Annotated in this window: 23 protein-coding genes; 13 read left to right on the plus strand and 10 right to left on the minus strand. The window is 58.1% G+C overall.

The genetic code is table 11. The annotated features are described in order from the left end of the window. Positions 1 to 3 precede the first annotated feature (3 nt). The 6 genes from FKCLFG_RS15970 (at position 4) to FKCLFG_RS15995 (ending at position 7,240) form a co-directional block, all read left to right on the plus strand. Positions 4 to 273, plus strand: a complete 270-nt coding sequence (locus FKCLFG_RS15970) for an HPr family phosphocarrier protein (protein WP_472614049.1) — start codon at positions 4 to 6, stop codon at positions 271 to 273. 146 nt (positions 274 to 419) lie between these two features. Continuing rightward, entirely contained in the window at positions 420 to 2,174 is a 1,755-nt protein-coding gene (gene ptsP, locus FKCLFG_RS15975; protein ID WP_472614050.1) for a phosphoenolpyruvate--protein phosphotransferase, read from the plus strand. Positions 2,175 to 2,462: 288 nt separating this feature from the next. Continuing rightward, positions 2,463 to 3,590 (plus strand): homoserine O-succinyltransferase MetX, encoded by a 1,128-nt coding sequence (metX, locus tag FKCLFG_RS15980; protein WP_472614051.1) that lies wholly within the window; start codon positions 2,463 to 2,465, stop codon positions 3,588 to 3,590. Then, positions 3,587 to 4,198: a methionine biosynthesis protein MetW gene (metW, locus tag FKCLFG_RS15985; protein ID WP_472614052.1), complete on the plus strand. Its 612-nt coding sequence runs from the start codon at positions 3,587 to 3,589 to the stop codon at positions 4,196 to 4,198. The genes metX and metW overlap by 4 nt, the downstream gene beginning before the upstream one ends. Beyond that, positions 4,195 to 5,694, plus strand: coding sequence for an MFS transporter (locus tag FKCLFG_RS15990; protein ID WP_472614053.1), 1,500 nt, complete (start codon positions 4,195 to 4,197; stop codon positions 5,692 to 5,694). Before metW ends, FKCLFG_RS15990 begins: the two co-directional genes overlap by 4 nt. 283 nt (positions 5,695 to 5,977) lie before the next feature. Further along, a complete protein-coding gene (locus FKCLFG_RS15995; RefSeq protein WP_472614054.1) occupies positions 5,978 to 7,240 on the plus strand; it encodes an HD-GYP domain-containing protein in 1,263 nt (420 codons plus the stop codon). Between the two features lie 32 nt (positions 7,241 to 7,272). Here FKCLFG_RS15995 and FKCLFG_RS16000 read toward each other — a convergent pair whose 3' ends face one another. After that, positions 7,273 to 7,842 (minus strand): DUF1003 domain-containing protein, encoded by a 570-nt coding sequence (locus FKCLFG_RS16000; protein ID WP_472614055.1) that lies wholly within the window; start codon positions 7,840 to 7,842, stop codon positions 7,273 to 7,275. A 204-nt stretch (positions 7,843 to 8,046) separates the two neighbouring features. Between FKCLFG_RS16000 and FKCLFG_RS16005 the strand changes: the two genes are divergently transcribed. Then, positions 8,047 to 8,295: a YdcH family protein gene (locus FKCLFG_RS16005; RefSeq protein ID WP_472614056.1), complete on the plus strand. Its 249-nt coding sequence runs from the start codon at positions 8,047 to 8,049 to the stop codon at positions 8,293 to 8,295. A gap of 64 nt (positions 8,296 to 8,359) precedes the next feature. On the opposite strand, the gene FKCLFG_RS16010 is transcribed toward FKCLFG_RS16005, so the two are convergent. Next, positions 8,360 to 9,781: an aminotransferase-like domain-containing protein gene (locus FKCLFG_RS16010; RefSeq protein WP_472614057.1), complete on the minus strand. Its 1,422-nt coding sequence runs from the start codon at positions 9,779 to 9,781 to the stop codon at positions 8,360 to 8,362. A 135-nt stretch (positions 9,782 to 9,916) separates the two neighbouring features. On the opposite strand from FKCLFG_RS16010, the gene aptA reads away from it, so the two are divergent. Together aptA and FKCLFG_RS16020 are read left to right on the plus strand one after the other, a co-directional pair. After that, positions 9,917 to 11,266, plus strand: coding sequence for an omega-aminotransferase AptA (gene aptA, locus FKCLFG_RS16015; RefSeq protein WP_472614058.1), 1,350 nt, complete (start codon positions 9,917 to 9,919; stop codon positions 11,264 to 11,266). 66 nt (positions 11,267 to 11,332) lie between these two features. Then, positions 11,333 to 12,829: a CoA-acylating methylmalonate-semialdehyde dehydrogenase gene (locus FKCLFG_RS16020; protein ID WP_472614059.1), complete on the plus strand. Its 1,497-nt coding sequence runs from the start codon at positions 11,333 to 11,335 to the stop codon at positions 12,827 to 12,829. 329 nt (positions 12,830 to 13,158) lie between these two features. Here FKCLFG_RS16020 and FKCLFG_RS16025 read toward each other — a convergent pair whose 3' ends face one another. Beyond that, positions 13,159 to 13,518 carry a DUF6232 family protein gene (locus FKCLFG_RS16025; protein WP_472614060.1) on the minus strand — a complete coding sequence of 120 codons (360 nt, stop codon included), beginning with the start codon at positions 13,516 to 13,518 and terminating at the stop codon, positions 13,159 to 13,161. A gap of 465 nt (positions 13,519 to 13,983) precedes the next feature. Between FKCLFG_RS16025 and FKCLFG_RS16030 the strand changes: the two genes are divergently transcribed. After that, positions 13,984 to 15,663 carry a SulP family inorganic anion transporter gene (locus FKCLFG_RS16030; RefSeq protein WP_472614061.1) on the plus strand — a complete coding sequence of 560 codons (1,680 nt, stop codon included), beginning with the start codon at positions 13,984 to 13,986 and terminating at the stop codon, positions 15,661 to 15,663. 143 nt (positions 15,664 to 15,806) lie between these two features. Further along, complete coding sequence (locus FKCLFG_RS16035; RefSeq protein WP_472614062.1) at positions 15,807 to 17,000, plus strand: MFS transporter; 1,194 nt, start codon at positions 15,807 to 15,809, stop codon at positions 16,998 to 17,000. Between the two features lie 313 nt (positions 17,001 to 17,313). Here the strand turns inward: FKCLFG_RS16035 and FKCLFG_RS16040 are convergent, their stop codons facing one another. The 4 genes from FKCLFG_RS16040 to FKCLFG_RS16055 all read right to left on the minus strand — a co-directional run bounded on the left by FKCLFG_RS16040 (position 17,314) and on the right by FKCLFG_RS16055 (position 19,957). After that, the gene (locus FKCLFG_RS16040) at positions 17,314 to 17,802 is read right to left on the minus strand and encodes an SgcJ/EcaC family oxidoreductase (protein ID WP_472614063.1); all 489 of its coding nucleotides are present in this window, start codon (positions 17,800 to 17,802) and stop codon (positions 17,314 to 17,316) included. A gap of 328 nt (positions 17,803 to 18,130) precedes the next feature. Next, complete coding sequence (locus tag FKCLFG_RS16045; protein ID WP_472614064.1) at positions 18,131 to 18,640, minus strand: hypothetical protein; 510 nt, start codon at positions 18,638 to 18,640, stop codon at positions 18,131 to 18,133. Continuing rightward, a complete protein-coding gene (locus FKCLFG_RS16050) occupies positions 18,640 to 19,116 on the minus strand; it encodes a hypothetical protein (protein WP_472614065.1) in 477 nt (158 codons plus the stop codon). The genes FKCLFG_RS16045 and FKCLFG_RS16050 overlap by 1 nt, the downstream gene beginning before the upstream one ends. 217 nt (positions 19,117 to 19,333) lie before the next feature. After that, a complete protein-coding gene (locus FKCLFG_RS16055; RefSeq protein WP_472614066.1) occupies positions 19,334 to 19,957 on the minus strand; it encodes a 2OG-Fe(II) oxygenase in 624 nt (207 codons plus the stop codon). A 201-nt stretch (positions 19,958 to 20,158) separates the two neighbouring features. Between FKCLFG_RS16055 and thiM the strand changes: the two genes are divergently transcribed. Both thiM and thiD read left to right on the plus strand, forming a co-directional pair. Beyond that, the gene (gene thiM / locus FKCLFG_RS16060; RefSeq protein WP_472614067.1) at positions 20,159 to 21,019 is read left to right on the plus strand and encodes a hydroxyethylthiazole kinase; all 861 of its coding nucleotides are present in this window, start codon (positions 20,159 to 20,161) and stop codon (positions 21,017 to 21,019) included. A gap of 42 nt (positions 21,020 to 21,061) precedes the next feature. Next, complete coding sequence (gene thiD / locus FKCLFG_RS16065; RefSeq protein ID WP_472614068.1) at positions 21,062 to 21,943, plus strand: bifunctional hydroxymethylpyrimidine kinase/phosphomethylpyrimidine kinase; 882 nt, start codon at positions 21,062 to 21,064, stop codon at positions 21,941 to 21,943. A gap of 164 nt (positions 21,944 to 22,107) precedes the next feature. Here thiD and FKCLFG_RS16070 read toward each other — a convergent pair whose 3' ends face one another. From FKCLFG_RS16070 to FKCLFG_RS16080, 3 genes are all read right to left on the minus strand, one after another. Beyond that, positions 22,108 to 23,418: a purine-cytosine permease family protein gene (locus FKCLFG_RS16070; protein WP_472614069.1), complete on the minus strand. Its 1,311-nt coding sequence runs from the start codon at positions 23,416 to 23,418 to the stop codon at positions 22,108 to 22,110. Between the two features lie 235 nt (positions 23,419 to 23,653). After that, positions 23,654 to 24,556, minus strand: a complete 903-nt coding sequence (gene rarD, locus FKCLFG_RS16075; protein WP_472614070.1) for an EamA family transporter RarD — start codon at positions 24,554 to 24,556, stop codon at positions 23,654 to 23,656. Positions 24,557 to 24,984: 428 nt separating this feature from the next. Continuing rightward, positions 24,985 to 26,697, minus strand: a complete 1,713-nt coding sequence (locus FKCLFG_RS16080) for a cation:proton antiporter domain-containing protein (RefSeq protein ID WP_472614071.1) — start codon at positions 26,695 to 26,697, stop codon at positions 24,985 to 24,987. Between the last annotated feature and the right edge of the window lie 236 nt (positions 26,698 to 26,933).

Consider the following 26,933-nt stretch of genomic DNA (forward strand, 5'->3'; position numbering starts at 1 on the left):
AAAATGATCCAGCAAGATATCGAAATCGTCAACAAACTCGGGCTGCACGCCCGGGCCTCGGCCAAACTGACCCAGTTGGCCGGCAAATTCCACAGCGAAGTCTGGTTGACACGCAACGGCCGCCGCGTGAATGGCAAATCGATCATGGGCGTGATGATGCTAGCGGCCGGTAAAGGTGCCAAAGTGACGCTGGAAATCGACGGCGAAGATGAAGACGCATGTCTGCAGGCGATCACAACCATGGTCAATGACAAATTCGACGAAGGCGAGTAATAGGTATATAAAAAACAAGTAATAAGCACGTAAAAAGCAAGTAAGCTAGAACGCGCCAGAAGGACCGCCGGCGATTGCGCCGGTGACTTCGCCGGTAATTTATATGCCGGCGCAACACATCACTAAAACCACGCAGACCAACACCAATGGCATCTTTTTCGCTCCACGGCTTTCCGGTTTCCCGCGGCATTGCCGTGGGCCGCGCGCACTTGCTCACGCCCGCTGCGCTGGACGTAAAACATTATCTGGTCGGCCAGACGCAGGTGGAAGCCGAAGTACGGCGCTTGCAAAATGCGTTTGCCGTCGTGCATCAGGAGCTGCGCACCATCTGGGAAGAGCTGCCGGTGGAAGCGCCGGCCGAACTGGGCGCGTTCATTGATATCCATATTCTGATCCTGTCCGACCCGATGCTGGCGGAAGCGCCGCTCGATATCATCCGCAGCCGCCACTACAACGCCGAATGGGCGCTGGTGACGCAGATCGATGGATTGGTGGCCCAGTTCAACGAGATCGAAGACAGCTATTTGCGCGCCCGCAAAGCCGATATCCAGCAAGTTGCCGAGCGCGTATTGAAAGTACTGACCGGCACCGCCCAGATATTGCCGGCGCTTGACGATGGCGACGAAGCGCAGGCGCGCCTGATCGTGGTTGCGCATGACATTTCGCCGGCCGACATGCTGCAGTTTCGCAATCGCGCCTTTAGCGGCATCGTCACCGATGTCGGCGGCCAGAATTCGCATACTGCTCTGGTGGCCCGCAGTCTGGACGTGCCGGCCGCCGTCGGCCTGTCGAATGCTTCGACCCTGATCAAACAGGACGACTGGCTGATCATCGATGGCGACTCCGGCGTCGTGATCGTCAACCCAAGCCAGCTGATGCTGGACCAGTATCGCGACATGCAGGCCAAAATCCAGCGCGATCGCAAAAAACTCAGCAAGCTCAAGAAAACTCCGGCCGTCACCATAGACGGCACCGCCGTGACGCTCTTGGCCAACATCGAATTGCCGGAAGATTGTGCGGGGGCGATGGAAGTCGGCGCCAGCGGCATCGGCCTGTTCCGCTCCGAGTTCCTGTTCATGGGGCACGCCAGCACGCTGCCATCGGAAGAGCAGCAATTCGACGCCTACCGGCGCGCGGTGCGCGCGATGAAAGGGCGGCCGGTGACGATCCGCACGCTCGATGTCGGCGCCGACAAACGGCTGGACGGCTTCGAGCAGAGCGCGACCAACCCGGCGCTGGGGCTGCGCGCGATCCGCTATTGCATGGCCGAACCGCAACTGTTCCTGACCCAGCTGCGCGCGATCCTGCGCGCCTCCGCTTTCGGTCCGGTCAAGCTGCTGATCCCGATGCTGTCGCACAGCTTCGAGGTGACCCAGACCCTGACCATGATCAACCAGGCCAAGGCGCAACTGGTCAAGGCCGGTCGGAAGTTCGATGCCGGGATCAAGATCGGCGCGATGATCGAAGTTCCGGCGGCGGCGCTGACGCTGCCGACCTTCATCCGGCACATGGATTTCCTGTCGATTGGCACCAACGATCTGATCCAGTACACGCTGGCGATCGACCGCACGGATCACGAAGTCGCGCATCTGTATGACCCGCTGCACCCGGCCGTGCTGCTGCTGCTGGCGATGACGGCGGCGGCTGCCGCCAAGGCCGAAATCCCGGTTTCGATTTGCGGCGGCATGGCGGGCGACACCAAACTGACCCGGCTGCTGCTGGGCATGGGTTTTCGCGAACTGTCGATGCCGGCCTCGATGTTGCTGTCGGTCAAGCAAGAGGTGCTGGGATGCGACCTGGAGCGCATCACGCCGCTGGTCAAGAAAATCCTGCGTAGCGACGACCCCGCCGCCATCAAGCAGATGATCAGCCAACTGGCCGATGCGCCGGCCACCGTTTGACGATCCCCGCAGGTTTGACGATCCCGGCAGAGTTGGTTATTCTTGTTGGCGTTGCGCCGATTTGATGTCAGCTTGCGGGCGCAGGGGGAAACCCATCCAAATACGGCTAAAGCTGCTTGCAGACATCAACAAGCGATAATTTAGCCCGATCAGCGGATTGCTATCGGGCTTTTTGTATTTAGGAGCCTGTCGGGCTTAGGGAATCGAAGCCCGACAGGCTCCTAAAAATTTTTTCGACTCACGGCAGCGATTTGCAAAACACCGCAGACGGCCGTTTCTAGGTTAAACATGTCCTCCCTCGGAATCGTTACCCCGCAAGCCATGCACTTTGCCGCTGCGCTCGCCTTGCAGAGCGGCGCGACGATTGCCGATTACACCCTGACCTATGAAACCTACGGCAGCCTGAATGCGGCGCGCTCGAATGCGGTGCTGGTCTGCCACGCGCTCAACGCCTCGCACCATGTGGCCGGCGTGTATGCGGACCAGCCAAAAAGCGCCGGCTGGTGGGACAACATGGTGGGGCCGGGCAAGGCGCTCGACACCGACAAGTTTTTCGTCATCGGCGTCAACAACCTCGGCTCCTGCTTCGGCTCGACCGGCCCGATGCACATTAATCCCGCCAGCGGCAAGCCCTACGGCGCGGCGTTCCCGGTGGTCACGGTGGAAGATTGGGTCAATGCGCAAGCGCTGCTGGCCGACGCGCTCGGCATCAGCCAGTTTGCCGCAGTGATGGGCGGCTCGCTGGGCGGCATGCAGGCGCTGGCCTGGAGCATCATGTATCCGGCGCGGCTGCGGCACTGCGTGATCATTGCCTCCACACCGATGCTGTCGGCGCAGAATATCGCGTTCAACGATGTGGCGCGGCAGGCGATTCTGACCGACCCCGACTTCCACGGCGGCGATTATTACGCGCATGGCGTAGTGCCGAAAAACGGCCTGTCGGTAGCGCGCATGATCGGCCATATCACCTACCTGTCGGACGACGACATGGCCGAGAAATTCGGCCGCGGTTTGCGTAACGGCGATTACCAGTTCAGCTTCGGCGTCGACTTCGAGATCGAATCCTATTTGCGCTACCAGGGCTTGAAGTTTTCCGAATACTTCGACGCCAACACCTATCTGCTGATCACCAAGGCGCTCGATTATTTCGACCCGGCGCGCCCGTGCAAGGGCGATTTGACCTGCGCGCTGGAAAACACGCAGGCGCAGTTTCTGCTGGTGTCGTTTGCGACCGACTGGCGCTTTGCACCCGCGCGCAGCCGCGAAATCGTGCAGGCGCTGGTCAACAATAAGCGCCGCGTGACCTATGCCGAAATCGATGCGCCGCACGGCCACGACGCCTTTTTGCTGGAAGATCCGCGCTACCACAATCTGGTGCGCGCCTATTACGACCGTATCGCCGGAGAGTGCGCATGAATTTCAACCAACTCAGCGTGCTGCGCCCCGACCTGGCCTTCATCGCGCACTGGATCAAGCCGGGCGCGCACATTCTCGACGTCGGCTGCGGCGATGGCGTGATGCTGGATTATTTGCAGACCGATAAAAAGTGCAGCGGATACGGCATCGAAATCGCCGATGATCGGGTACTGGCTTCGGCCAAACGCGGCATCGACGTAATCCAGCAAGACATGGAAAACGGCCTGGCGATCTTTGCCGACAAAGCCTTCGATACCGTGCTGTGCCTGTCGTCGCTGCAGATGATGGTCAATGTGGAAGCGATTTTGCGCGATATCGCCCGGGTCGGACGCGAAGCGATTGTCTCCTTCCCCAATTTCGCCTACTGGCCGCACCGCCTGGCGCTGATGGGAGGGCGCATGCCGGTTTCCAAATTGCTGCCTTACGAATGGTATGACACCCCGAATATCCGCTGCGCCACCATTTACGACTTCGAAGAACTGGCCAGCCAGGTCGGGCTGCAAGTGATCGAGTGCGTGGCGCTGCACGATGGCGAACCGGTAACCTTCCTGCCCAATTGGCGCGGCAATCTGGCCGTGTTTCGCTTATGCAAAAAGAATCCAGCATGAATGTCATTCCCGGCCAATCTGTGGCCCCGCCAAAAATCCTGCGTTCCAAATTATTCTGGATCAGCCTGCTGTATTTTTCGGAGGGCTTTCCGCTCGGATTGTTTTTTGATTTATTTCCAGTTTATTTCCGTCAGCAAGGCGTCGAGCTTTCCAAAATCGGTTTGCTGAGTTTGTTGGGATTGGCCTGGACCCTCAAGTTCCTGTGGGCGCCTTTGATCGATTACACGCGCCGCCATCGTTACTGGATGGCGGCAGCCGACATCGGCATGGGATTGGTGATGATCGTCTGCGCGCGCGAAGCGGGCTTCGGCCCGTGGGTATGGTTTGCGATTGGCGCGTTCACCACTTTTTCCGCGACGAATGACATCGCCATCGACGGCTACACCATCGAGCAGTTGGATAAACGCGAATTGGGCCTGGCCAACGGCTTTCGGATCGGCTTTTACCGCGTCGGCATGCTGGCGGCCGGCGTGCTGCTCTGGTTTTCCGACAAGGCCGGTTGGACCGCAACGTATGGTTTGGCCGCGCTCCTGTTTTTGGTCATTGCCGTGGTCAGCCTGCTGGCGCCCAAGGAACCGCCGCGGCCGGAACGCGAAGCGCCATCCAGTGTGCGCAATGAGTTGACGGCGCTGGCGCAGCAACCGATTTTAATCGCCGCGCTGTTTTTGTTTATCGCCGGTCTGTTGTGGCCGGTATTGGGCGTGCTCGACGCCGCATGGCTCGCGCCCTTCAAATCGGCATGGTGGTTTAAAGGCGGCGCGCCGGTGTTGCTGCTTCTGTTCTCGGCGCTGGCATTTGCGCACGGCATCCGCGGCCAATCTGCCGCCGTATCGACGGTCTCGGCGCGCGGACCGATATTCGGCGCGATCGTGTCGTTGCTGAACCGGAAATATGCATTGTTGCTGATCGCGTTCATTCTGATTTTCAAGCTTGCCGATTCTTCGATCGGATTCATGATCAAGCCGTTCTGGGTCGACAGCGGCTTCACCAACACGCAAATTGGTTTGGTGTCGGTAAATCTGGGCCTGGGCCTGTCGATCGCGGGCGGTATTCTGGGCGGCTGGTATACGGACCGGGTCGGCATTTTCCGGGCGCTGTGGGTGTTGGGCCTGTGGCAGGCGCTGTCTAATCTGGGGTATGTCGCGGCCGCTTTCCTGGTCCCGAAAGCGCTGCAGGGCGCCGACATTGCGCTCACGCACCAGGCTCTGATGTATGGCGCGAGTGCGATCGAGTCCTTCACCGGCGGCCTGGGAACCGCCGCCTTCCTGGCATTCCTGATGGCGATCGTCGATAAATCCCGCGCCACTACCGAATACGCAATCCTGTCTTCGATTTTCGCATTCTCGCGTTCGATTGCAGGCTGGGCCGGCGGCATCGGCGCGCAGGAAATGGGTTACGCCTATTATTTTGCCCTGACTTTCATCCTGGCCTTCCCTGCCTACGCATTGCTGCCGTGGATTAAGACAATCTTGCTTGCTTCCGACGACCGGCGCTGAAGCGGCACCTTCGCTTCTGCCAGCACATGCAGGGGTATGGCAAAAAACATGCTGTTTTACGCATATACAATATGCGATAAATTAAAATACTCGCATAGTTTTACATATTGGCAAAATGAAGCACGACATTTAACCGGAAACATTCACGATTACCGGATAATGATTATATTTTCCACAAGGAAATACATTACTTGATTGCGTTGTGGCGCATCTAAATGCAGGACTTTGCAGCCAATGCTTCAATCGCGTGCAACACAAGGTGATATCAAGAACACCCAAGACGATGAATACCTTCCAAAAACGTACCGCTATTCGCATCGCTGCAGTCAGCGTTTTACTGGCATCTTTGGCCAGCCCGGTGGCATGGTTTGTCGCGCGTGAAAGCACGGAGCAGAGCATCGTTTCTTTGGCCATTGAAGAATCAGACCGATTACTGCATCACTTCGATGCAATCAATCTGACCGGCCCGGATGCCGTTGCACATGCCGCCCTTGCTGCAAAAACTATTTCCGGCGGCTTGTTTGAGATCGCTAAAATTTACCACCGCAGCGGGAGCAAGCTTGCCGAATCAGTGACCGACGAGGGCCGTGCGGTTGAATCGTCTATACCCCGTCATGGGGCACCCAACTACACGGTGGCGTCTTACGAGAGCATCAAACTGCCTGCGCGGCCTTGGGTCTTGCGGGTTTTCGTGCCGTTGCGCGATTCGGCCACCGACATGAACTTGCCGATTACCGGCTACTTCGAGGGCGTGCGCATTGTGCCAGCCTGGCAACAAGAGCAAATCTTCGCCAGTTCCATGACCATGGCGCTGATGGTCTGCCTGGCATCCTTGCTGTGCGGTGCCGCACTGTATCCGGTGGTGGTGCATCTGTCGGCGGACAACGAACGCAAAGCGCGCGAGGTGCTTGACTCTCGTATTTCCATGATGGAAGCGCTCGGCCGCGCCATCGCCAAGCGCGACTCCGATACCGGCGCCCACAATTACCGGGTCGCATGGATCGCTGCCAGCATTGCCGAGCGCATGGGCCTGAAGGGAAGCCCGATGCAGGCGCTGATTCTAGGCAGCTTTTTGCACGATGTGGGCAAAATAGGGATTCCCGATGCGATTCTGCTCAAGCCCGGAAAACTCGACGATGCGGAGCTCGTCATCATGCGCACCCACGTCGAACAGGGCGAGAGCATTGTCAACGGCATCGGCTGGCTCAACGGCGCCAACGAGGTGGTAGCCGGCCATCACGAAAAATGGAACGGCTCCGGCTATCCGCGCAAACTCGCGGGCGAAGCGATACCGCTGGCGGCGCGTATTTTTGCCGTGGCCGATGTGTTTGACGCCCTTTGTTCAAAACGGCCCTACAAAGAGCCCATGGGCTTTGAGGCAACCATGGCAATACTGGAGAAAGACACAGGAAGCCATTTCGATCCGTCGGTAATGAACGTGTTCCGCACGATGGCAGTCAAGACTTTCAAGCGCCTCGCCAATATTAGCGAAAGCGATGCCAAACAGCTGCTGGAAGACCGCGTCCGCCAGCATTTCGATCTGTAACGGGAAGTGCATGGAGCCCAAGCTACGCGCTGCTAGGGCTGCGAAGGTTCAGCCGCGGTCTTCTTCTCGACCAAGCTCCCGATCAACTTGAGCTGCTCCTGCTGGATTGCCAATAGTTCGCTCCACTGGCCCTCTCGCAACAAATCTATTTTCTCGTGCAACAGCATGATTTCGAGTTCAGCCTTCAGGTTGACTTCATAGTCATGCTCGGCATCGAGCCGGTCTTTTTCTGCATGGCGGTTCTGCGACATCAAGATTATGGGGGCCTGAATCGATGCCAGCATCGAGAGAAACAGATTCAGCAAAATGTACGGATACGGATCGAAGCTCTTGTTGTAATTCACCAGGATGAAGGAGTTCAACGCCACCCAGGCAAGCATGATGGCGGCGAAGATGCCGATGAAGGTCCAGGAGCCGCCGAAGCGCGCCACCGCATCTGCGGCGCGCTGGCCCACTGTGATCTGGGCCTCGAATTCCTTTGATACGTTTCTGGCAATGTGCTTGCGCCCGGCAATATGGCGGGCGACTTTTTTGGTGCGCTCGTCCAGTGCTTCATAAGGCATGCCGAGAAGTTTCTTGGCAATATCATCCAGTTTTTGCATCATGTCTCGCTGTAAGTTTGCATGTTTGCATTATCCTGGAAGCCGCAGTTGCCCGCTTATGTGCGTCATCCAGGTAAAAGTCTTTTTGGTTATAAACGCAGGTTCCATTCGTGATTTACCGCAATTTTTGCCCTTTCTTGTCCGATATTCAGGTTAATATAGTATTCAGAAGAAACATTTTTCCGATGCAACCAAGGAGTACCTATGCAAGTAAATCAACATCCGCTGTCTGTAGAATTTCCGGAATTCAAGGATGCAATTCATACGTTAAAGTTGGGCAATCCGCATTTTGCCAAGCTGTTCAATGAGTACGATGAGGCCGACAAGGCAATCAATCAGGCTGAGAATGGTGTAGCAAATCTGGCTGATGATGGACTCGAAAATCTGAAAAAAGTACGCGTTGCACTGAAAGATCAGTTGTTCCAATTGCTGCAGACTGAAGCGCAAGTATAAATTAGGCATTACCCAAAAACGGACAGCTTTTCGCTGTCCGTTTTTTTATTGCCCGCGTTTTAGTCTAGGCGCCGGCTGCGATCCGCTCCAGAAAACGGTACACCTGCGCATGATCGCTATGGGCGACGTTGAAGCGCAGCCAGGGGCTGGACTGGTCGGCGGTTTCGAACAGTTTGCCGGGCGCCAGCAATAGCGCTTCTTGCGCCGCTTGCTGCGCCACTTGCGCGGTGTCGATGGCGCCGGCAAAGCGCGCCCACAGGAACATCCCGGCGCTCGGCCGGTGAAACAGTTGCAGGCCGCAATTTTCCAGCCCTGTTGCGACCGCGCGCTGCGCTTGCTCGCAGCGGCCGCGCAGGCGCTCGATCGAAAGCCGGTGGCGGCCTTCGGTCAGGATGATGGATGCCAGTTTTTCGCTGATTTCGCAACTGGTCAAGCCTTCCAGCATCTTTTTCTGCGCGAATTCATGGGCCAGATCGCGGTTGCAGGCGATGAAGCCGACCCGCAGGCTGGGCGAGATCGATTTCGACAAGCTGCCGATATAGGTGACCCGATTGAGTTGATCGAGCGCCGCCAGCGAGATGCCGCGCTCCGGCTGCAGATCGGCGAAGATATCGTCCTCGACGATCTGGAAATCGAAGTTTTCCGCAGCGCGCAGAATCCGGTGCGCGGTGGAGATGCTGGTGCAAGTGCCGGTCGGATTGTGCAGGCTGGTATTGGTGAAGAAAGCGCGCGGCCGGTGGCTGGCGGCCAGCAGCTCGAGTTGCGCCGCATCCGGCCCGCTCACGGTGCGCGGCACGCCGACCACACGGTAGCCTCCGGTACGCAGCATCGCGATCAGGTTCGCATACATCGGATCATCGACAAATACCGTATCGCCCGGCTTCAGGAACAGCCGCGCGCACAGATTGAGCGCCTGGCTGGCGCCTTGGGTCAGGATGATCTGCTCGGCATCGACCTCGATTGCGCGTGCATGCAATGCCATTTGCAAGGCCTTGCGCAGCGGCTGATAACCGTAAGGATTGCCGTAACGCACCATTGAACCGGCGCTTTTGCGCGCCAGGGTGGTGAGCGCATGGCGAATCTGTTCGCCTTCCAGCCAGTCTTCCGGCAGCCAGCCGCAACCCGGCATCAACAGCGAGGACGCATCGGCAAACACGTGGCTGACCAGCCATTCCGAATCCACTGCGACCCCGGCCATTGAAGGATTGACGGCCGGCAGCGGCAGGCTGCGCGAGGGCTGGCTGACGTAATAGCCGCTGGCGCGGCGCGGCTGCAAATAACCTTCGGCCACCAGCCGGTTGTAGGCATTGACCACCGTGATCAGGCTGACGCCGCACTGTTTCGCCATCAGCCGCACCGACGGCACGCGGCTGCCGATGCTCAGTTGGCCGCAGTCTATCTCGCGCCGCAGCGCATTGCTCAATTGATGAAACAGCGGCGTATCTGCAGTGCGGTCGAGGGTGAACATGCTGCGGTTGTACTCCAAACGTGCTCCAGAAATAATGAATTGTATCCAGCATCGGATAGGTACAGTTATAGAGGCAATCGCACCAACTGTATATATATAATTGCTACGGACTGACATACAGTAGCAGCACAGCCATTCACTGGAGACACCCACATGCGCAGCCCTGATTTCCCGCCAACGATGACCGACGTCGCGATGGACCATTACTGGATGCCGTTCACATCCAATCGTTATTTCCAGCAGCATCCAAAAATGATCACGCAGGCCAAGGGAGCGTATTTCACGCTGTCCGACGGGCGCCGCGTATTTGATTGCCTGTCTGCGCTGTGGACTACCGCGCTCGGGCATGGCGACCCGCGCATTACCGAAGCGGCGCGCCAACAACTGGAAACCGTGGATTACAGTCCGCCGTTCCAGCTGGCCAATCCGTGGGCGCACAAGCTGGCCAACCGCATCGCCGCGATGGCGCCGGAAGACTTGAACCGGGTGTTTTTCACCAACTCCGGCTCGGAAGCGGTCGATACCGCGATGAAAATTGCGCTGGCCTACCATCGCACCCGCGGTGAAGCCGGCCGTACCCGCTTCATCGGCCGCGAACGCGGTTATCACGGCGTCGGCTTCGGCGGCATTTCGGTCGGCGGCATCGGCTCCAACCGCAAGATGTTTTCGCCGCTGACCCTGAACGGCGTCGATCACCTGCCGCACACCCACAATTTAAAAGAAATGGCATTCAGCCAGGGCCAGCCGCAATGGGGCGCGCATCTGGCCGATGAACTCGAACGCATGGTGGCGCTGCACGACGCCTCCAACATCGCCGCCGTGATCGTCGAGCCGGTGGCCGGCTCGACCGGCGTGCTGGTGCCGCCGGTCGGCTATTTAAACCGCCTGCGCGAAATTTGCACCAAGCACGGGATTTTGCTGATTTTCGATGAAGTCATCGGCGGTTTCGGCCGTTTCGGCGCAAATTTCAGTTGCCAGCGCCTCGGCGTGACGCCGGATTTGCTGACCTTCGCCAAGCAGATCACCAACGGCGTGGTGCCGATGGGCGGCGTGATCGCGCGCGAACAGATTTTCCAGGCCTTCATGAACGGCCCCGACTACGCGGTCGAATTCTCCCACGGCTACACCTATTCCGGCCATCCGCTGGCGGCAGCGGTCGGCAATGCGGTACTCGACATCATCGAGCAAGATGACTTGATCGCCCGTTCCCGCGCACTGGAACCGGTATTGCAGGAATCTTTCCATGCATTGAAAGGGCAAGCCGGCATCCTGGACATCCGCAACTTCGGCCTGGCCGCCGCGATCGATCTGGAGCCGATCCCCGGCAAACCCGGCCTGCGCGGCATGCGGGTGCTGGAAGAAGGCATAAACCAAGGCATGCTGTTTCGCATCAGCGGCGATACCGTGGCAGTCGGGCCGCCGTTCATCTCGACCCCGGACGAGCTGCGCCTGATGGGCGAGACGCTGGGCAAAGTGGCGCATGCGGTGCCGGCTGTCGAATAACATGCGATATTAAAATAGTGCAGGCCTGTGTGCCTGCGCTACTCATCACCCAAACAAGGAATCAACATGACTGTCATCGGACACTGGATCAACGGCGAACTGGTTGCCGACACTGGGCGCACCCAGGATGTTTTCAACCCGGCAACGGGCGTATCCACCAAGCAAGTGGCGCTGGCTTCCAAAGCAACCGTGGAGCATGCGATCGCCAACGCGCAAGCGGCCTTCCCGGCATGGCGCAATACGCCGCCGGGCAAGCGCGCGCAAATCATGTTCAAGCTCAAGCAATTGCTCGATCAGCACGTCGCTGACATTTGCGCGCTGATCACCGACGAACACGGCAAAGTGCTCAACGACGCCGCCGGCGAACTGCAGCGCGGCATCGAAGTAGTCGAATACATGTGCGGCGTGCCCGATCTGCTCAAAGGCGAGCACAGCAAAAACGTCGGCCCGGCCATCGATTCCTGGTCCGAGCGCCAGGCGCTGGGCGTGGTAGCCGGCATCACTCCGTTCAACTTCCCGGCCATGGTGCCGTTGTGGATCGCCATTCCCGCGATTGCCTGCGGCAACACCATGGTGCTGAAACCGTCCGAACGCGATCCCAGCTGCATGCTGCTGATCGCCCAACTGGCCAAGGAAGCCGGCCTGCCCGACGGCGTACTGAATGTCGTCAACGGCGACAAGGAAGCGGTCGACACGCTGCTGACCGACCCGCGCATCCAGGCCATCGGCTTCGTCGGCTCGACCGCGATTGCCGAATACATCTACGCCACCGGTTGCGCCAACGGCAAGCGCGTCAAGGCGCTGGGCGGCGCCAAGAACCACGCGATCGTCATGCCGGACGCCGATATCGACAATGCAGTAACCGCGCTGATGGGCGCGGCGTTCGGCTCCTGCGGCGAGCGCTGCATGGCGATCTCGGTTGCGGTTGCAGTGGGCGACGAAGCAGCCGACGCGCTGGTGTCCAAGCTCAAAGAGCGGCTGGCCACACTCAAAGTCGGCCCCGGCACCGACAACAACAACGACATGGGGCCGCTGATCACGCGCCAGCACCGCGACAAAGTGCTGGGCTACATCGACAGCGCCGAACAGCAGGGCGCGACCGTCGCAGTCGATGGCCGCGGACTGTCGGTGCCCGGCCATGAAAACGGCTACTTCGTCGGCGCCACCCTGCTTGACCACGTCAAGCCGGACATGAAGTCCTATAAGGAAGAAATTTTCGGGCCGGTATTGTGCGTAGTGCGCGTGGGCTCGATGGAAGAAGCGATGCAGCTGATCGACGACCACGAATACGGCAACGGCACCTGCATCTTCACCCGCGACGGCGAAGCGGCGCGCTACTTCAGCGACAACATCAAAGTCGGCATGGTCGGCATCAACGTGCCGTTGCCGGTGCCGGTGGCGTATCACAGCTTCTGCGGCTGGAAGCGTTCCGCCTTCGGCGACAACGGCATGTACGGCCCCGACAGCGTCAACTTCTTCACCCGCCGCAAAACAGTAACCCAGCGCTGGCCCACCGGCGGCGTGCGCGAAACCGCGCAGTTCGCTTTTCCCAACAACCAGTAAAGCGTTGTTAGTTTGAAAGTGAGAAGCCCTGCACAGCATCGCTGTGCAGGGCTTTTTTTGTGGTTTTTTACGGTTCGGCACGAAACCACATATAAATAAAATTGATGGGGTATGCCGTTAAAAGGGCTCTATTCGCGTTAGACGTTGCTGCGTAAATAATCCCGAGCAAAGTTGAATATTTTGCTTCACTCTATAGCAACGTCTAACGCGAATAGAGCCGTTAAAAGCACTATTTTCTGCATACATTCATTGGATATTTAAAAATACCATTGATAGTATGTTTATGCTCGAGATTGAATATGGTTGCACTCCGGTGTGCGGTTTACGGCCTAACCTCGATATACGATGGCTTGATTAAGCGCGCCAACAACCTTGTCCAGGTATTCACGCTGGTGTGTTTTTAGCGCACTGGTTTCGCCGCCAGCAGTTGAGAGCATGACGTGGTACATCGTCTTCTGCTTGTACAGATAGAACGCTGCGGCAGCAACAATAGCGATACCGACGACTAATGACTGGTTCGCGATACCAAGCCCTACAAGCAATACCAGAATCCCGCCAAAGCGTTTCGGTTTCTGCTCAGAAGTCTTGACTGACGTTACGTTGCTCATAGCGAACGTCTGGCCTCCAGTGATGAAGCGAGCGTTTGTGACCTTGACATCCTCGTACTCAAAATACGTTTTTTCATCCATGTGTTTAACTCCCGGAAATAACGCTGTGATTATTGTGGCTCATCGTCCGCCGCCCCGAGCTAAGTGATGGCTAACGAATACGTTAAAGGCGCAGATATGTCCGAACAACAATGACGCGTATTCGGACTTGTGACAGATAACGTTGTTTGGGAAATCCCATGAAACACTCTTGCCGCTTAGTTTTCAGGAGATGTACTGGCATTCGTACCGTACCAAATATTCTATGAAACCCGTTACTGCAATTGCTTTGCATTTTACCAAGTTTCTTTATCACAACGAAGAAGTGATTTGATCCAAACATCACCATTCAGGCACTGATGGCCGTAGCACATCACAAGGCGGAATAACATGAAGCCAAGGAATAATCTGGAAAACAAGGATTCGAAGCACGACCGGATAATCTCGCCCCTATACTGACACTTGCATTCCCCTCACTCGGGGGAAGTTCAATCACAGGAGCATGTCATGTCAGGCGCCAAACAGCAGAGCGCCAGCGCGTTGGACAATCCAACCAGCCCGCAGATTTCCGGCCGCCAGGCGCGCTGGCAGGATTTGATTGCCGGATTGTCGATTGCCGGTTTGCTGCTGCCCGAAGCGGTGGCTTATGCCAGCATCGGCAACCTGCCGCCGCACACCGGCGTGATCGCCTTGTTCGCAGGGCTGGTCTGTTATGGCCTGTTCGGCAGCAGCCGTTTTGCCATCGTTTCCGCCACTTCCTCATCGGCCGCCGTGCTGGCGGCCGCGACTGCATCGATCGCCAATGGCGACGCCGGCTTCAGAATGGCGCTGGCGATTGGCCTGGTGGTGATCACCGGCTTATTCTTCTTGCTGGCCGGGCTGGCGCGCATGGGCAATATCACCGATTTCATCGCCAAGCCGGTGTTGCGCGGCTTTGCTTTCGGCCTGGCGATTATCATCATCCTCAAGCAATGCGCCAGCGTGGTTGGGGTCCATCCGCCCAACGGCGACATGCTCAGATTCGTGTCGGGATTGGTAGGCGAGATCGCGCACTGGAATCTGGTCGGCATCGCCGTCGGTTCGGGCGCGCTGGCGCTGCTGTTTCTGTTGGCCCGTTTCAAACATATGCCGGGCGGCCTGATCGTGATCGTGCTCGGCATTGCGGCCAGCAAATGGCTCGACCTGCCGCAGTATGGCGTCGGCCTGGTCGGCGCCATCCATCTGGAACTGGCGACCCCGACGCTGCCGCTGTTGTCGCGCAGCGAGTGGGTGCGGCTGGGCGAACTCGGCTTCGCGATGGTGATGATTCTGTACGCCGAGTCATACGGCTCAATTCGCGGCTTCGCCATCAAGCATGGCGACACCGTATCGCCGAACCGGGACTTGCTGGCGTTAGGCGCATCCAACCTGTTGTCGGGCCTGTTCCACGGCATGCCGGTTGGCGCCGGTTATTCCGCCACCGCGGCCAATGAAGCGGCCGGCGCCAGATCGCGGCTGGCGGGCTGGATCGCCGCATTGGTGGTGCTTGCCATCGTGCTGACGATCCTGCCCAGCATCGCCCTGCTGCCGGAACCTGTGCTGGCGGCGATCGTGATTCATGCGGTCAGCCATACCCTGAACCCGGCCATCTTCCGGCCTTATCTGGCGTGGCGGCGCGATCGGCTGGTGATCATCGCGGCCGTGATCGGCGTACTGTTGCTGGGCGTGCTGGATGGCCTGCTGGCCGCCGTCGGCCTCAGTCTGATGTTGCTGTTGCAGCGTTTTTCAGAATCGACCATCACGGTGCTGGGACGGCTCGGGCAAGGGCATGATTTCGTGAATTTGACGCTGTATCCAGAAGCCAAACCGGTCGACGGCATCCTCATCCTGCGCCCCGACGAGCCGCTGTTCTTCGCCAATGTCGAACGCGTAATGCAGCAGGCGCAGCGCACCATCGCCGCCGCAGATCCGGCGGTGCACAGCGTCATCCTGAGCCTGGAAGAATCGCCCGATCTGGACAGCACCAGCCTGGAGGCACTGCATGATTTTTATCGCTTTGTCACCAGCCAGAACAAGCGGCTGCTGCTGGCCCGCCTGAAAAGCCCGGTATACGACTTGCTGCAACGGGCCGTTCCCACCGATCTGGCGGTGCCATCCTTCAGCGCGTTGAGCGTGGACGAAGCGGTGCGGATTGCGCAATTGGCATGAGCAAGCCGGGAATCATCGATGCAATGCAATGTATTCGTGGATTGAATCGATGCGAAATTAATTAATCGCATGAAAATCAATCATTGGAGTAATGCGCCAGGAAGGGCAATATTGCGTCCTTTGCCAGCTTAAGAATTTGCATAATGCATCAAAACACAGAAAATCCCGTATTGAGCCAGCCGTTGATCGTCCTGATGTCGGTTGCCACCGGCCTTGCCGTTGCCAGCAATTATTACGCGCAGCCGCTGCTCGAAACCATCGCCGGCGCGTTTGCGCTGTCGGTCAATCAGGCCGGTTTTATCGTTACCGCGGCCCAGCTCGGCTATGCCCTTGGCCTGATGTTCATCGTGCCGCTGGGCGATATGTTCGAGCGGCGCGGCCTCATCGTTTTGATGACGCTGCTGTCCGCCGGCGGCATGCTGATTACGGCCATGTCTTCCAGCGTGGCCGGGATGATCGCCGGCACCGCGCTGACCGGGCTGTTCTCCGTCGTGGCGCAAATTCTGGTGCCGCTGGCGGCCACGCTGGCCGCGCCGCAGCAACGCGGCAAGGTGGTGGGAACCATCATGAGCGGGCTGTTGCTCGGCATTTTGCTGGCGCGCACCGTGGCTGGCGCGCTGGCCTCCGTCGGCGGCTGGCGCACGATTTATTGGGTCGCCAGCGGCCTGATGGTGATCATGGCGCTCATCTTGTGGCGCGCACTGCCCCGTTACAAGGAAGCCAGCGGGCTTAACTATCCGCAGCTGCTGGCGTCGATTTTCTCTCTGTTTAGCCGCAACGCGGCGTTGCGCACCCGCGCGCTGCTGGGCGCGCTGTCGTTCGCCAATTTCAGCGTGCTGTGGACATCGATGGCGTTTCTGCTGGCCGCGCCGCCGCATGGTTATTCGGAGGCGGCGATCGGCCTGTTCGGGCTGGCCGGCGCTGCCGGAGCGCTGGCCGCTACCCGCGCCGGACAGTTGGCGGACAAGGGGAAATCCCGTCAGACCACCTCGGTCAGCCTGCTGTTACTGCTGGTTTCCTGGCTGCCGATCTGGCTCGGCCAATATTCTATTGCCGCCTTGGTGCTTGGAATTATCGTGCTCGATCTGGCGGTTCAGGCAATTCACGTCACGAATCAGGCCATGATTTATCGCCTGATGCCGGAGGCGCGCAGCCGTCTTACCGCCGGGTATATGACCAGTTATTTTATCGGCGGCGCTCTGGGTTCGCTGATTTCGGCCAGCGCTTATCAATATGCGCAGTGGACCGGCGTTGCCATTGCCGGAGCCACGTTGAGCCTGATGAACCTGCTCACCTGGTGGCTGGGCAAAATCGACAACCCGCAGGTGCCAGCGTAGGAAAGATGCAAGGCTATGTCAGCGACAACATCAAGGTTGACCAGCGCATGATGGGTGAATTTTTGCGGCATACGCGGTAGCCGCACAATGCTGTTTCCAGCACAGATTGGATGGCATTTTTTGCAGCTTTTTTACGCCTCTGCGCAGCCCTGCTGCATCAACTATGTGATGGGGTATATTGTTAAAGGCAATATTTTACGCATATATTCATTGCATCTTAAAAAAATACCACTGACAGTATATTTATTCGCGACATTAAACATGGCCGCACTCCGGAGCTGCATACGGCGCTACGGTGTGCGGTTTACGGCCTTTACTTAGACTCCGGCATGGCGGAAGAGTGGTGGCTGGTGATCAGCCATTTTGAGCCGTCCCAGCGATAGGTATAGGTATAGCGGCCGCTGACCACTGCGCCGCTCTTGGCGAAGGTGAACGTGTAGAGGCCCGCATCAACTGCGGTGTTGCAGCCAATTTCCACGCTGCGCAGGTCTATTTTGCCGGAGGGACGATTTTCCAGGAAATGATGAAAGTAATCCTCTTTTTCCTCGGGGGTCAGGCGTGGCTGGTTGGAAATGGTAGGTAACAGAATGGAACGTTCGGCATAGTTGGCTGCGACCTGGTGCGCATCGCCCGTGAGCAAGGATTGATTCCAGCGGTCAAACAACGCTGCGATTTCCTGCTCCGAGGTGGCTTTGCAACTTTCGGTTCTTGCGGGCTGGGAGGCGGACTGCATGCCGCCGGAAGAGGCGCAGCCTGCGAGGGTTGCGCAGACAGCAAGCGCAATTGCGGTGAGTGGCTTCATTGAAACGCTCCTTGAGTATTATTTGCGTATTGTTGGCGTAACTTGGGGGGCAGACCACGTTTCTTTAGCTTTTTAACGCCCGACCTAGGCGCTTAATAATGATAACGCACTGTGCGATTTTTTTGTCGCGCCAGAGCGCAAGCATGACAAAGAACAGCAGACTCAATGCGCTAAGAAAATAGTGGACGCGCCAGCTGCTCACGGACGCGTTCAATGGCTTGCGTGAAGGCATACGTGGTGCGTTACCGGCGCAAGCGTGCGGAATTTGTCGCTTGGCAAGCTATCAGGGATGCCAGTTGAATTTATTGAATTGGAACTGCGGTGCCCGTCATCTTGGCCGGCGGAAATCGCCCTCGGCCCATGCTGCGGCGCTGGTGCGGTTCAGATTGAAGTCCGGCGCGACCTGCACCTGGGCGATTTGGGTCTGGTCTTCGTCGCGCGCGGAGAGCAGCGCGTAAGGATTATCCTCGTCCGGAATGATGTCCAGCGTGACGGTTATCAGTGCCGAGCGCACCGTCACCGCGACGCTTTTGTGCAGCATCGCATGCAACTGTTGCTCGTGCCTGCGCAAGACTTCGGAGGCGGTCTTGATCAGGGTGCGGAAGGCGGCGGAGTCCAGCGGCTTCGGATCTTTCTTGTTGCGGCCCATGGTCCAGGGGCCGACCAAGGCCGGTTCAGACTCGTCGTCCCGGATCATCTCGACGGCCCAGCCTTCGTCGTCCTGGTTTTTGATGACGCGCGCCGTCCAGCCATTGTCGCGCCACAGTCGCGGCTCTTGGGTGGGAGCGTTGTGATCCTGCGCATCCTCTTGCTCAAATTCAAGCGGCAAGCCGGTCATTACGCTTTGAACTTGCGCATCAGCGCGTCCAGTTGGATTTTGGAGGCGGAGTCGGTCTGGCTGCTGCCGGCGGAAGAATCGGCCTGATGATTTTCGGAAAATTCGCTGGAACCTTCGTTGGCAAAGTCATCAGGAAATTCTTCGGCAAGATTTTTCCAGCCCTTGCTGGCGGCAAATACATTGAACTCTTCCGGCGCTTCCAGCACGATCAGCTTGTCGTCTTGCAAGCCAAGATCGCCATGGCCGAAGTCCGGCCCGACATATCCGAGCAGCCGGAGCCGCGCCAGAACTTGTCCGATCAATACAGTATCTTGATACAGGCGCTGGCCTGCTATCGACGAGGCAAAATCCACATAGACGTCGATAATTCCGTAGCCTTCATCGAAGATGCGGATCGCTTTGATTTTCCGCGTTTGGCCGGCCGTATCGGTGACGTCGAATGGCCCGCTGAGCTGGATGTCGGTTTCATTATTCATGCGAGCTAGCATACACCAAATTAATGTCTGGATTGTCCGCGAAAGACACGAAGAACACGAAAGGCTCGAAACATTTTACAATAAAATGCGATTCATAAAAATATGGAGTATCACTATTTTTATAGCATTGTCAGCATATATTTATTGTTAAATTAAAATATACTCCAGCAAAACATTGATGTTGGCATAACGTGAATTTTAGCGGACGAACTTGTTTCTACGCGCGCCGTTTGAACCAGCCGGTAAGCGACAATCGTTCGCGGGTCGCGGGCAGCACTTCGTGCGGCATGTCGGCGGATAAAAATAGCGCCAGGCGATTCGCCAGCGGCGCGATATCCTGCGAATTTTGCGCGCCCCGCTCGGATTGTTGCTCCGGATACAAACGCAAGACGCCGCCCTGTTCCGGCAACCACGCATCGTTGAGGTAGACGATCACCGATACCGTGCGGCGATCATCATTGTGAAAACGGTCCAGATGCTTCTGATAGAAAGCGCCGGGCGGATACAGGGCGAAGTGACATTCGTAATCCTCCAGCCCCAGATACAGAGTCCGATTGAGCTCCACGCGCACCGCTTCCATGATCTGCAAATAGTGGTCGCAGGCGTTCGACTGTCCGACCTCCAGCCACTGAATCCGGTCGCCGCGGATGCCTTCCCGAACCGCCAGCGCAGCGCCATGACCGATTCCGGCCGGCGTCAAATCCCCTTGCGCCGCACGCGCGCGGCATTCGCTGGCCAGTTCCAGCGCCAGTTCTGGCGGCAGAAAAGCGTCTTGTTGCGACCAGCCCTGTTCGACCAGGTCGGCGGCAATCTGCAACAGCAATGTATTGTCGTACAGCATAATATTTAGCCTATTCAGCCTGAGTTTTTTAATACGCCAGATTGTAAGCCGCAAAATTGCAGGCAGCTTGACATGCATTCGGACAACCTTCCGACAACTTTCTGATTTGCGGGCGCAATGCGATAATCTTTTTTCTCCGGCTGCGGCAATGCGCGCAGAAGACCTAAGGAAAAACCTTCATCCTGCCTTGAGAGACCTGACATGAGCGCACCGACCATATCAACCACATCCACCACGTCAACCCTTACGGCAGAAAATCTGTGGGCCGACGTCGAAGCAGTGCGCGCCAACGCGCCGCTGGTGCACAGCATTACCAATTTTGTGGTGATGAACTACAACGCCAATGTCCTGCTGGCGCTGGGCGCGTCGCCGGTGATGGCGCATGCGCATGAAGAAGTGGCCGAGATGGCCGGTATTGCGCACGCGCTGGTGTTGAATATCGGCACGCTCGAGCAGGCCTGGATCAGGTCGATGCTGCTGGCGCAACAGAAAGCCAATGCACGCGGCATCCCGGTGGTGCTGGACCCGGTGGGAGCGGGCGCCACCGCTTATCGGAATCGCGCGCTGCAAGAATTGATGGCGGCAGGCAGCTTGACGGTGATTCGCGGCAATGCGTCTGAAATCATGAGCGTGGCCGGTTTATCGGCCGCCACCAGAGGCGTCGATAGTTCGGCCTCTTCGGACGCGGCGCTAACGGCGGCGCGCAATCTGGCCGCATCGATGCGCGGCGTGGCGTGCGTCTCGGGTGCCGACGATCATGTGGTGGACCATCAGGGCCGCTGGCTGACTTTGTCCAACGGTCACGTGTGGATGACCAAAATAACCGGCGTCGGATGCTCTGCCACCGCAATGGTCGGCGCTTTTGCGGCAGTCCAGCCCGACCCCTGGCGCGCCACTGCGGCTGCCATGGCGTATCTCGGCGTGGTGGGCGAATGGGCCGCAGAGCAAGTGGTCCAGGCGCACGGCGGCGTGGGTTCGCTGCAAATCAAACTGCTCGATGGCTTGCAGCTGCTCGACCGCGCAAGCTTCCTGTCGCGCCTGAAACTAACCGTGCATGGCTGATTAAAGTTTGCCATCTCGCATTACCTACTGAGGATTACCGAAGTGACCCAACAATCCAGCTCCGACCAACGCATCGTGCATCCGCTGCCGTTTCAATATCCACGCGTTCTGAGCATTGCCGGCTCGGACAGCGGCGGTGGCGCCGGCATCCAGGCTGACCTGAAGACATTTTCGGCGCTGGGGTGTTTTGGGATGACCGCCATTACCGCCCTCACCGCGCAAAATACTTGCGGGGTGATTGCGATTCACGCAGTGCCGGCCGAAATGCTGGCGCAGCAAATCGACGCGGTGGTGAGCGATATCGGCGTCGATGCGGTCAAGATCGGCATGCTGCACGATCCGAAAGTAGTCAGAGTCGTGGCGCAAGCGATCGAACGTTATCGCTGGCCGCTGGTTGTGCTTGATCCCGTGATGGTTGCCAGCAGCGGCGACCGCTTGATTGTCCAGGAAACCATTGCCGTGCTGGTGGCGGAATTGTTTCCTCTGGTGACCGTAGTCACGCCCAATCTGGATGAAGCCGCGCTGTTGCTGGGACGGGCGCTGGAAGTCGAGGCGCAGCTGGCTGCCGCCGCGCACGATTTGATGCAATTGGGAGCGCCAGCGGTATTGTTGAAAGGCGGCCACCTGCGCGGCGACGAAGTGGTGGATATCTTGCTGCAATCGGGGCAGCCGCTATTGCACATGGCAAGCAAGCGCATCGACAGCCCCAATACGCACGGCACCGGTTGCACGTTGTCGTCCGCCATCGCCTGTTATCTGGCCTTGGGACACGATCTGAACGAAGCCGTGCAACTGGCACGCAGCTATGTATATCAGGCGATTATGCAGGGAGCCGATGTAAGCACCGGCCACGGCCACGGACCGTTGAATCACGCCTTTGCACCGGTGACAATGCAAAAACTGCCGATCACGCCAGCCGCCTGATCTCAATTTAATGCGTTAACTTACGAAGCCCATTTTTGTCCACGAAAAACACGAAAGGCACGAAAAAACCTTCTTTGCCGCAGGAGAAAGAATGGTGTTGTGCATTCTTTCGTGCTTTTCGTGTCTTTCGTGGACCGATTTTTTGCACAACATCAATGCATTAACTATGCCGCTACCAGATTAGGCCGTCTCGTGTACCGGTACATTGTCCCCAGCAACAACGTCAGCGCCAGACTCGGCAGCGCTGAGCCGATCTCCGGCATTAAAAGCGGCGCGGCATGGAAGGCGGCAATGCCGAGCAGCCAGATCAGCACCGGAAACGTATTAATACTGTGCTGCGTGGCGCGGCCCTGCATGCTCAACTGCGAAATCACCACGCCGAACAGCGGCACAAAGATCGAACTCAGCAACAGCAGAAAAGGCTCCAGGCTATGCATCGGCAACACGATGGCGCAACCGGTTGCGACCAAGGCCATCGTGATGCCCCAGGTTTTGACGCTGAAACGACCACCGATGAAATTCAACGACACCGCGCCCGAATACACATCGCCATACGCATTGTCCATTTCATCGATCAGGATCAAACCCAGCGCCACCAGACCGCCCTGCGCCAGCAATAACGCGCCGACCAATTCCACCCCGGGCGCGGTAGTGCTGATCACCAGCACGCCCAGCGCGTAGCACCAGATATTCGCAATCGCATAGCCGATCCAGGTGCCGCGCACGGTAGCTGCCCCGGTTTTGCCGTAACGGGCAAAGTCGGCCACCAATGGCAGCCACGAAACCGGCATCGCCATCACCAGATCAATCGCGGCGATGGTGCTCATCGAGCCGTCGCCGGCTTTGTTCCAGAGCGCTGCCAAACCCTGGCTGTGCGCTCGCATCCCGAACTGATAGGTCAGCCAGAGCAGCGACAAGACCACCAACGGCAAGCCGAAACGTCCGACAAAGCGGCGCACCAGACCGATCATCGAACCATTGGCCAGGCCGACCAGCAACAGTCCCCAGAAAATCGACGTCAGCACCGGCACCCAAGTCGCCTGGATGCCGGTTATTTCCTTGATCAGCGCAGTGCTGCTATCGCGCATGATGACCAGCTCGAAAGCGGTCCAGCCGACCAGTTGCACGATATTCAGGATCACCGGCAGTTTGGCGAACCCGCTGCCCAAGGTCTGGTGCATCAAGGCCGGACTGGACAACCCGCGTTGGCAGCCAATCAAAGCCACCCAGCCGAGCAATCCAGCGCCCAGCAGCGAGCCGATGACAATCGCCAGCACTGCGCTTTGGGTGCCCATCGCCGGCACCAGATACGCGCCGACCTGCATCACCAGCAGGCCCACGCCCAGGCTGAACCACAAGGATGCGTGCTCGCGAAAGCCGAATACTCGATCTGTCAGCGGGATCGGTATTAATGCGGGGTTAGCGGGGTTGGCGGAATTAGCCGGGTTGGCGGGCGGTGCGGTGTTCAAAGCCATCATTGTCTTTCACGGGTGATGGCAGGTCAGCGGATCTGGCGTCGCCATGCATGGCGGGTACAGTGGGCTTCCCTGCGCGAGGATTATCTCAGTCAGGTTCGGCGGGTATTTCTCACCCGCGCTTTTTATCGCGCAGGACCCCGAGCTACAGTTTTTACAAACCGGCCGTTACTGTGCGCGAAAAAGACGCCGCAGGCAAGAGGGCTCAAGCAGGATTACAGCGAAACCGCACCCATCATGGCAGCGCAGCGGCGGCCTTGCGCCGCTGCCGGCCGCGGTGCGCCTGCCACAATCCTTCCGCCGAATAGAGTGCCAGCGCGCTCCAGATGGTGACGAAGCCAATCAAACGCGCGCCGCTGAAGGGTTCGTGATACAGCCAGACGCCGAGCAACAGTTGCAGCGTGGGCGCAAGATATTGCAGAAAGCCGAGAGTCGAGAGCGGAATGCGGCGCGCGCCGGCGGCAAACAGCAGCAATGGGATAGCGGTGATCGGGCCGGCTGCCGCCAGCAGCCAGCGGGTCGCAGCAGGCGCGCTGTGAAAGGCGTTCTGGTCCTGCAGACTCAGCAGCGCCAGATAGCCGAGCGCCAGCGGCACCAGCAGCAGGGTTTCCAGCGTCAAACCTTCCAGCGGCCCGAGCGCGGCGGTCTTGCGCAGCAGGCCGTAGGTGCCGAAAGTGGCCGCCAGCAACAGGCCGATCCACGGCAACTGACCGCTTTGCCAGGTCAGCCAGGCCACGCCCGCAGCGGCCAACGCGATGGCAACCCATTGCAGCGGCCGCAATCTTTCCTTCAGCAGCAGATAGCCCAACAGCACGTTCACCAGCGGGGTGATGAAATAACCCAGACTGGCATCGACCACCCGGCCGCTGTTGACCGCCCAGATATAAATCAGCCAGTTGGTCGACAGCAGTAGCGCGCTGACGCCAAAGCCCAGCAAGACCCTGGGCTGGCGCACCACCTTGGGAAGCCACCGCCACTGACGCCGCCAGGCCAGCACCACCAGCACGAAGGCCAGCGACCAGATGATCCGGTGCATCAAGATCTGCTGCGCCGGAACGCTTTGCAATAGCTTGAAATACAGCGGAAACAAGCCCCATAAAACATAAGCCGTCGCGGCGAAAAACATGCCAGAGCGCATCGTGTGCAATCAAAGGAAATGGATCGAATTCTCCTCCGCGGCATCGACTGCGGGCGCATGAAAGAGATGAAATTATGTCAGGCGGCAATTATGGCGGTTTGCGCCACAACGCGCAGAGCGGCGGCTGGAATGCGGCTGCGGAGGAAATTGTTGGGATTTACATATAAAACACAGGGTATTTTTCAATAGGCAATAAATATATGCGCAGAAACTATCATTTATTCCTATACCCCGCTATTTTTAAAAAATAGGCAACCACGCAACAAGTACATTAATTAACAGCGAAATGGTGCATGTATGTAGGAGCGCACCCGGGCGCGACTGGCTGTAGCTATTTACATACCAGTCGCGCCCGGGTGCGCTCCTACAAGAACTGCTTCAGTGTTGCGGGCTGAAGACATACCAGCCCCGCGCCACCCCAACATCGACTAATGCGTGTGCGCATCCTGCTGCCGCGCAAGATTCTCCAATATATGGCGCGTCATCCCGAGCGCCAGTTCATGCTCGCCCAGGAACACTTTTCCTACTTTTTCCTGCTGCAGCAGAACGGCTTCGCTTTCGCTATGGGTGCGCACCACGGTCTGAATCGACGGATTGAGCGCTCGGGCCGTTTCAATCATGGCGCGCACATGGAAGGTGTCGGGCGTTGCCACTACCAGCATCGCCGCTCTGGCAATATGCGCCTGGATCATCACCGACGGCTCCGCCGCGTTGCCGGCAACGGCCGATATGCCGCGCTTGCGCAGTTCATCCACCCGTTCCCGGTTTTGCTCCACTATCACGAAGTGAATCCCGCGCTCGGTCAATTCTTCGGCAATGCGGCGTCCGACGCGGCCATATCCGACCAGCACCACTTGCCCGCTCAACTGATTCTGTTCGACCGTCGTCGGCAACTCGGCCAGCGGATCGTCCGGGCGCTCCACCAGGCGCGCCAGCGCGGGTTTGGAATGTATCCAATTTTGTAGCGGTTTAATCGCCTTGAAAACCAGTGGATTCAGGCCGATGGAAATAATCGCTCCAGCCACGATAAAGCTTTGCGCTTCCTGCGGCAGCAACTCCAGAGAAATCCCCAGCGCCGCCAGAATGAAAGAAAATTCGCCAATTTGCGCCAGACTGGCCGATACGGTCAATGCCGTGTGGAGCGGATACCGCAGCAGCAAGACCAGCACAAAAGCCGCCAGCGATTTCCCCAGGATAATCACCGCCACCACCGCCAGCACATGCAGCGGACTCTCCATCAATACCTTCGGATCGAACAGCATCCCGACTGACACGAAAAACAAGACAGAGAACGCATCCCGCAAAGGCAATGATTCTTCCGCGGCGCGGTGACTTAACTCCGATTCCCGCAGCACCATGCCGGCGAAAAATGCCCCCAGCGCGAACGAAACGCCGAATACCATGGTCGAGCCATAAGCAATCCCGACTGCGGTGGCAATTACGCACAAGGTGAACAACTCGCGCGAGCCGGTGCGCGCGACGCGCCACAGCAACCAGGGGAATAGTCTGCGCCCCACCACCAGCATGAACACCACAAAACCTGCCACCTGTCCCAGCGTGATCGCAAGCGTCTTCCAGATGTTGGTGTCGGCGCCCTGTTGCACTTCGGCGCCGCCAAGCGAGCCAGAAAGCGCCGGCAAAAGCACCAGCACCAGCACCGTTACCAAGTCTTCAACCACCAGCCAACCGACCGCAATGCGGCCGTTGATGGAATCCAGAATTCCCTTATCTTCCAAGGTACGCAACAGCACCACGGTGCTGGCAACCGATAACGTCACGCCAAAAACCAGGCCGGCGCCCATGCTCCAGCCCCACAAGTGTGCAATCCCCAGACCCATCGCGGTCGCCACCGCAATCTGGAATATGGCGCCGGGCAACGCGATGCGGCGCACATCCAGCAAGTCATTCAGGGAAAAGTGCAAGCCCACGCCAAACATCAGCAGCATGACGCCGATCTCCGCCAGTTGCCCTGCCAGCGCCACATCGGCGACAAAGCCCGGCGTCGCAGGACCGATCAATATCCCGGCGGCAAGATAACCGACCAACGCAGGCAGCTTCAGGCGTATCGCAATGAGGCCGAAAATAAGTCCGAAGCTGAGTGCTGCGGCGATAGTCGTAATAAGAGTGATTTCATGCGGCATACGGGAAATTCTCCTTTTTGTTGTGATGGTTTTTTCTTGCCGATACAAAACGAGAACATTGGGATATTAGTAGTTAGGTGTGCAGGCCTGCGTGCCTGCACACCTTTCAGCACATCAAACGGGCCGTTGCCCAAGCGCGATAACGCCCGAGGTTCGCGCAGACATGCTTAAAGAATATCGCAAGTGCTTGATTATATTACGGACAAAAATAGCGGTTTTACGGGCGCACAACGCCA

This window comes from Gelidimonas denitrificans (assembly GCF_055694065.1).

Coding starts and splice junctions, on each gene's coding strand:
- FKCLFG_RS15970 (WP_472614049.1), top strand. CDS start 4: ATGATCCAGCAAGATATCGAAATCGTCAACAAACTCGGGCTGCACGCC.
- ptsP (WP_472614050.1), top strand. CDS start 420: ATGGCATCTTTTTCGCTCCACGGCTTTCCGGTTTCCCGCGGCATTGCC.
- metX (WP_472614051.1), top strand. CDS start 2,463: ATGTCCTCCCTCGGAATCGTTACCCCGCAAGCCATGCACTTTGCCGCT.
- metW (WP_472614052.1), top strand. CDS start 3,587: ATGAATTTCAACCAACTCAGCGTGCTGCGCCCCGACCTGGCCTTCATC.
- FKCLFG_RS15990 (WP_472614053.1), top strand. CDS start 4,195: ATGAATGTCATTCCCGGCCAATCTGTGGCCCCGCCAAAAATCCTGCGT.
- FKCLFG_RS15995 (WP_472614054.1), top strand. CDS start 5,978: ATGAATACCTTCCAAAAACGTACCGCTATTCGCATCGCTGCAGTCAGC.
- FKCLFG_RS16000 (WP_472614055.1), bottom strand. CDS start 7,842: ATGCAAAAACTGGATGATATTGCCAAGAAACTTCTCGGCATGCCTTAT.
- FKCLFG_RS16005 (WP_472614056.1), top strand. CDS start 8,047: ATGCAAGTAAATCAACATCCGCTGTCTGTAGAATTTCCGGAATTCAAG.
- aptA (WP_472614058.1), top strand. CDS start 9,917: ATGCGCAGCCCTGATTTCCCGCCAACGATGACCGACGTCGCGATGGAC.
- FKCLFG_RS16020 (WP_472614059.1), top strand. CDS start 11,333: ATGACTGTCATCGGACACTGGATCAACGGCGAACTGGTTGCCGACACT.
- FKCLFG_RS16025 (WP_472614060.1), bottom strand. CDS start 13,518: ATGGATGAAAAAACGTATTTTGAGTACGAGGATGTCAAGGTCACAAAC.
- FKCLFG_RS16030 (WP_472614061.1), top strand. CDS start 13,984: ATGTCAGGCGCCAAACAGCAGAGCGCCAGCGCGTTGGACAATCCAACC.
- FKCLFG_RS16035 (WP_472614062.1), top strand. CDS start 15,807: ATGCATCAAAACACAGAAAATCCCGTATTGAGCCAGCCGTTGATCGTC.
- FKCLFG_RS16040 (WP_472614063.1), bottom strand. CDS start 17,802: ATGAAGCCACTCACCGCAATTGCGCTTGCTGTCTGCGCAACCCTCGCA.
- FKCLFG_RS16045 (WP_472614064.1), bottom strand. CDS start 18,640: ATGACCGGCTTGCCGCTTGAATTTGAGCAAGAGGATGCGCAGGATCAC.
- FKCLFG_RS16050 (WP_472614065.1), bottom strand. CDS start 19,116: ATGAATAATGAAACCGACATCCAGCTCAGCGGGCCATTCGACGTCACC.
- FKCLFG_RS16055 (WP_472614066.1), bottom strand. CDS start 19,957: ATGCTGTACGACAATACATTGCTGTTGCAGATTGCCGCCGACCTGGTC.
- thiM (WP_472614067.1), top strand. CDS start 20,159: ATGAGCGCACCGACCATATCAACCACATCCACCACGTCAACCCTTACG.
- FKCLFG_RS16070 (WP_472614069.1), bottom strand. CDS start 23,418: ATGGCTTTGAACACCGCACCGCCCGCCAACCCGGCTAATTCCGCCAAC.
- rarD (WP_472614070.1), bottom strand. CDS start 24,556: ATGCGCTCTGGCATGTTTTTCGCCGCGACGGCTTATGTTTTATGGGGC.
- FKCLFG_RS16080 (WP_472614071.1), bottom strand. CDS start 26,697: ATGCCGCATGAAATCACTCTTATTACGACTATCGCCGCAGCACTCAGC.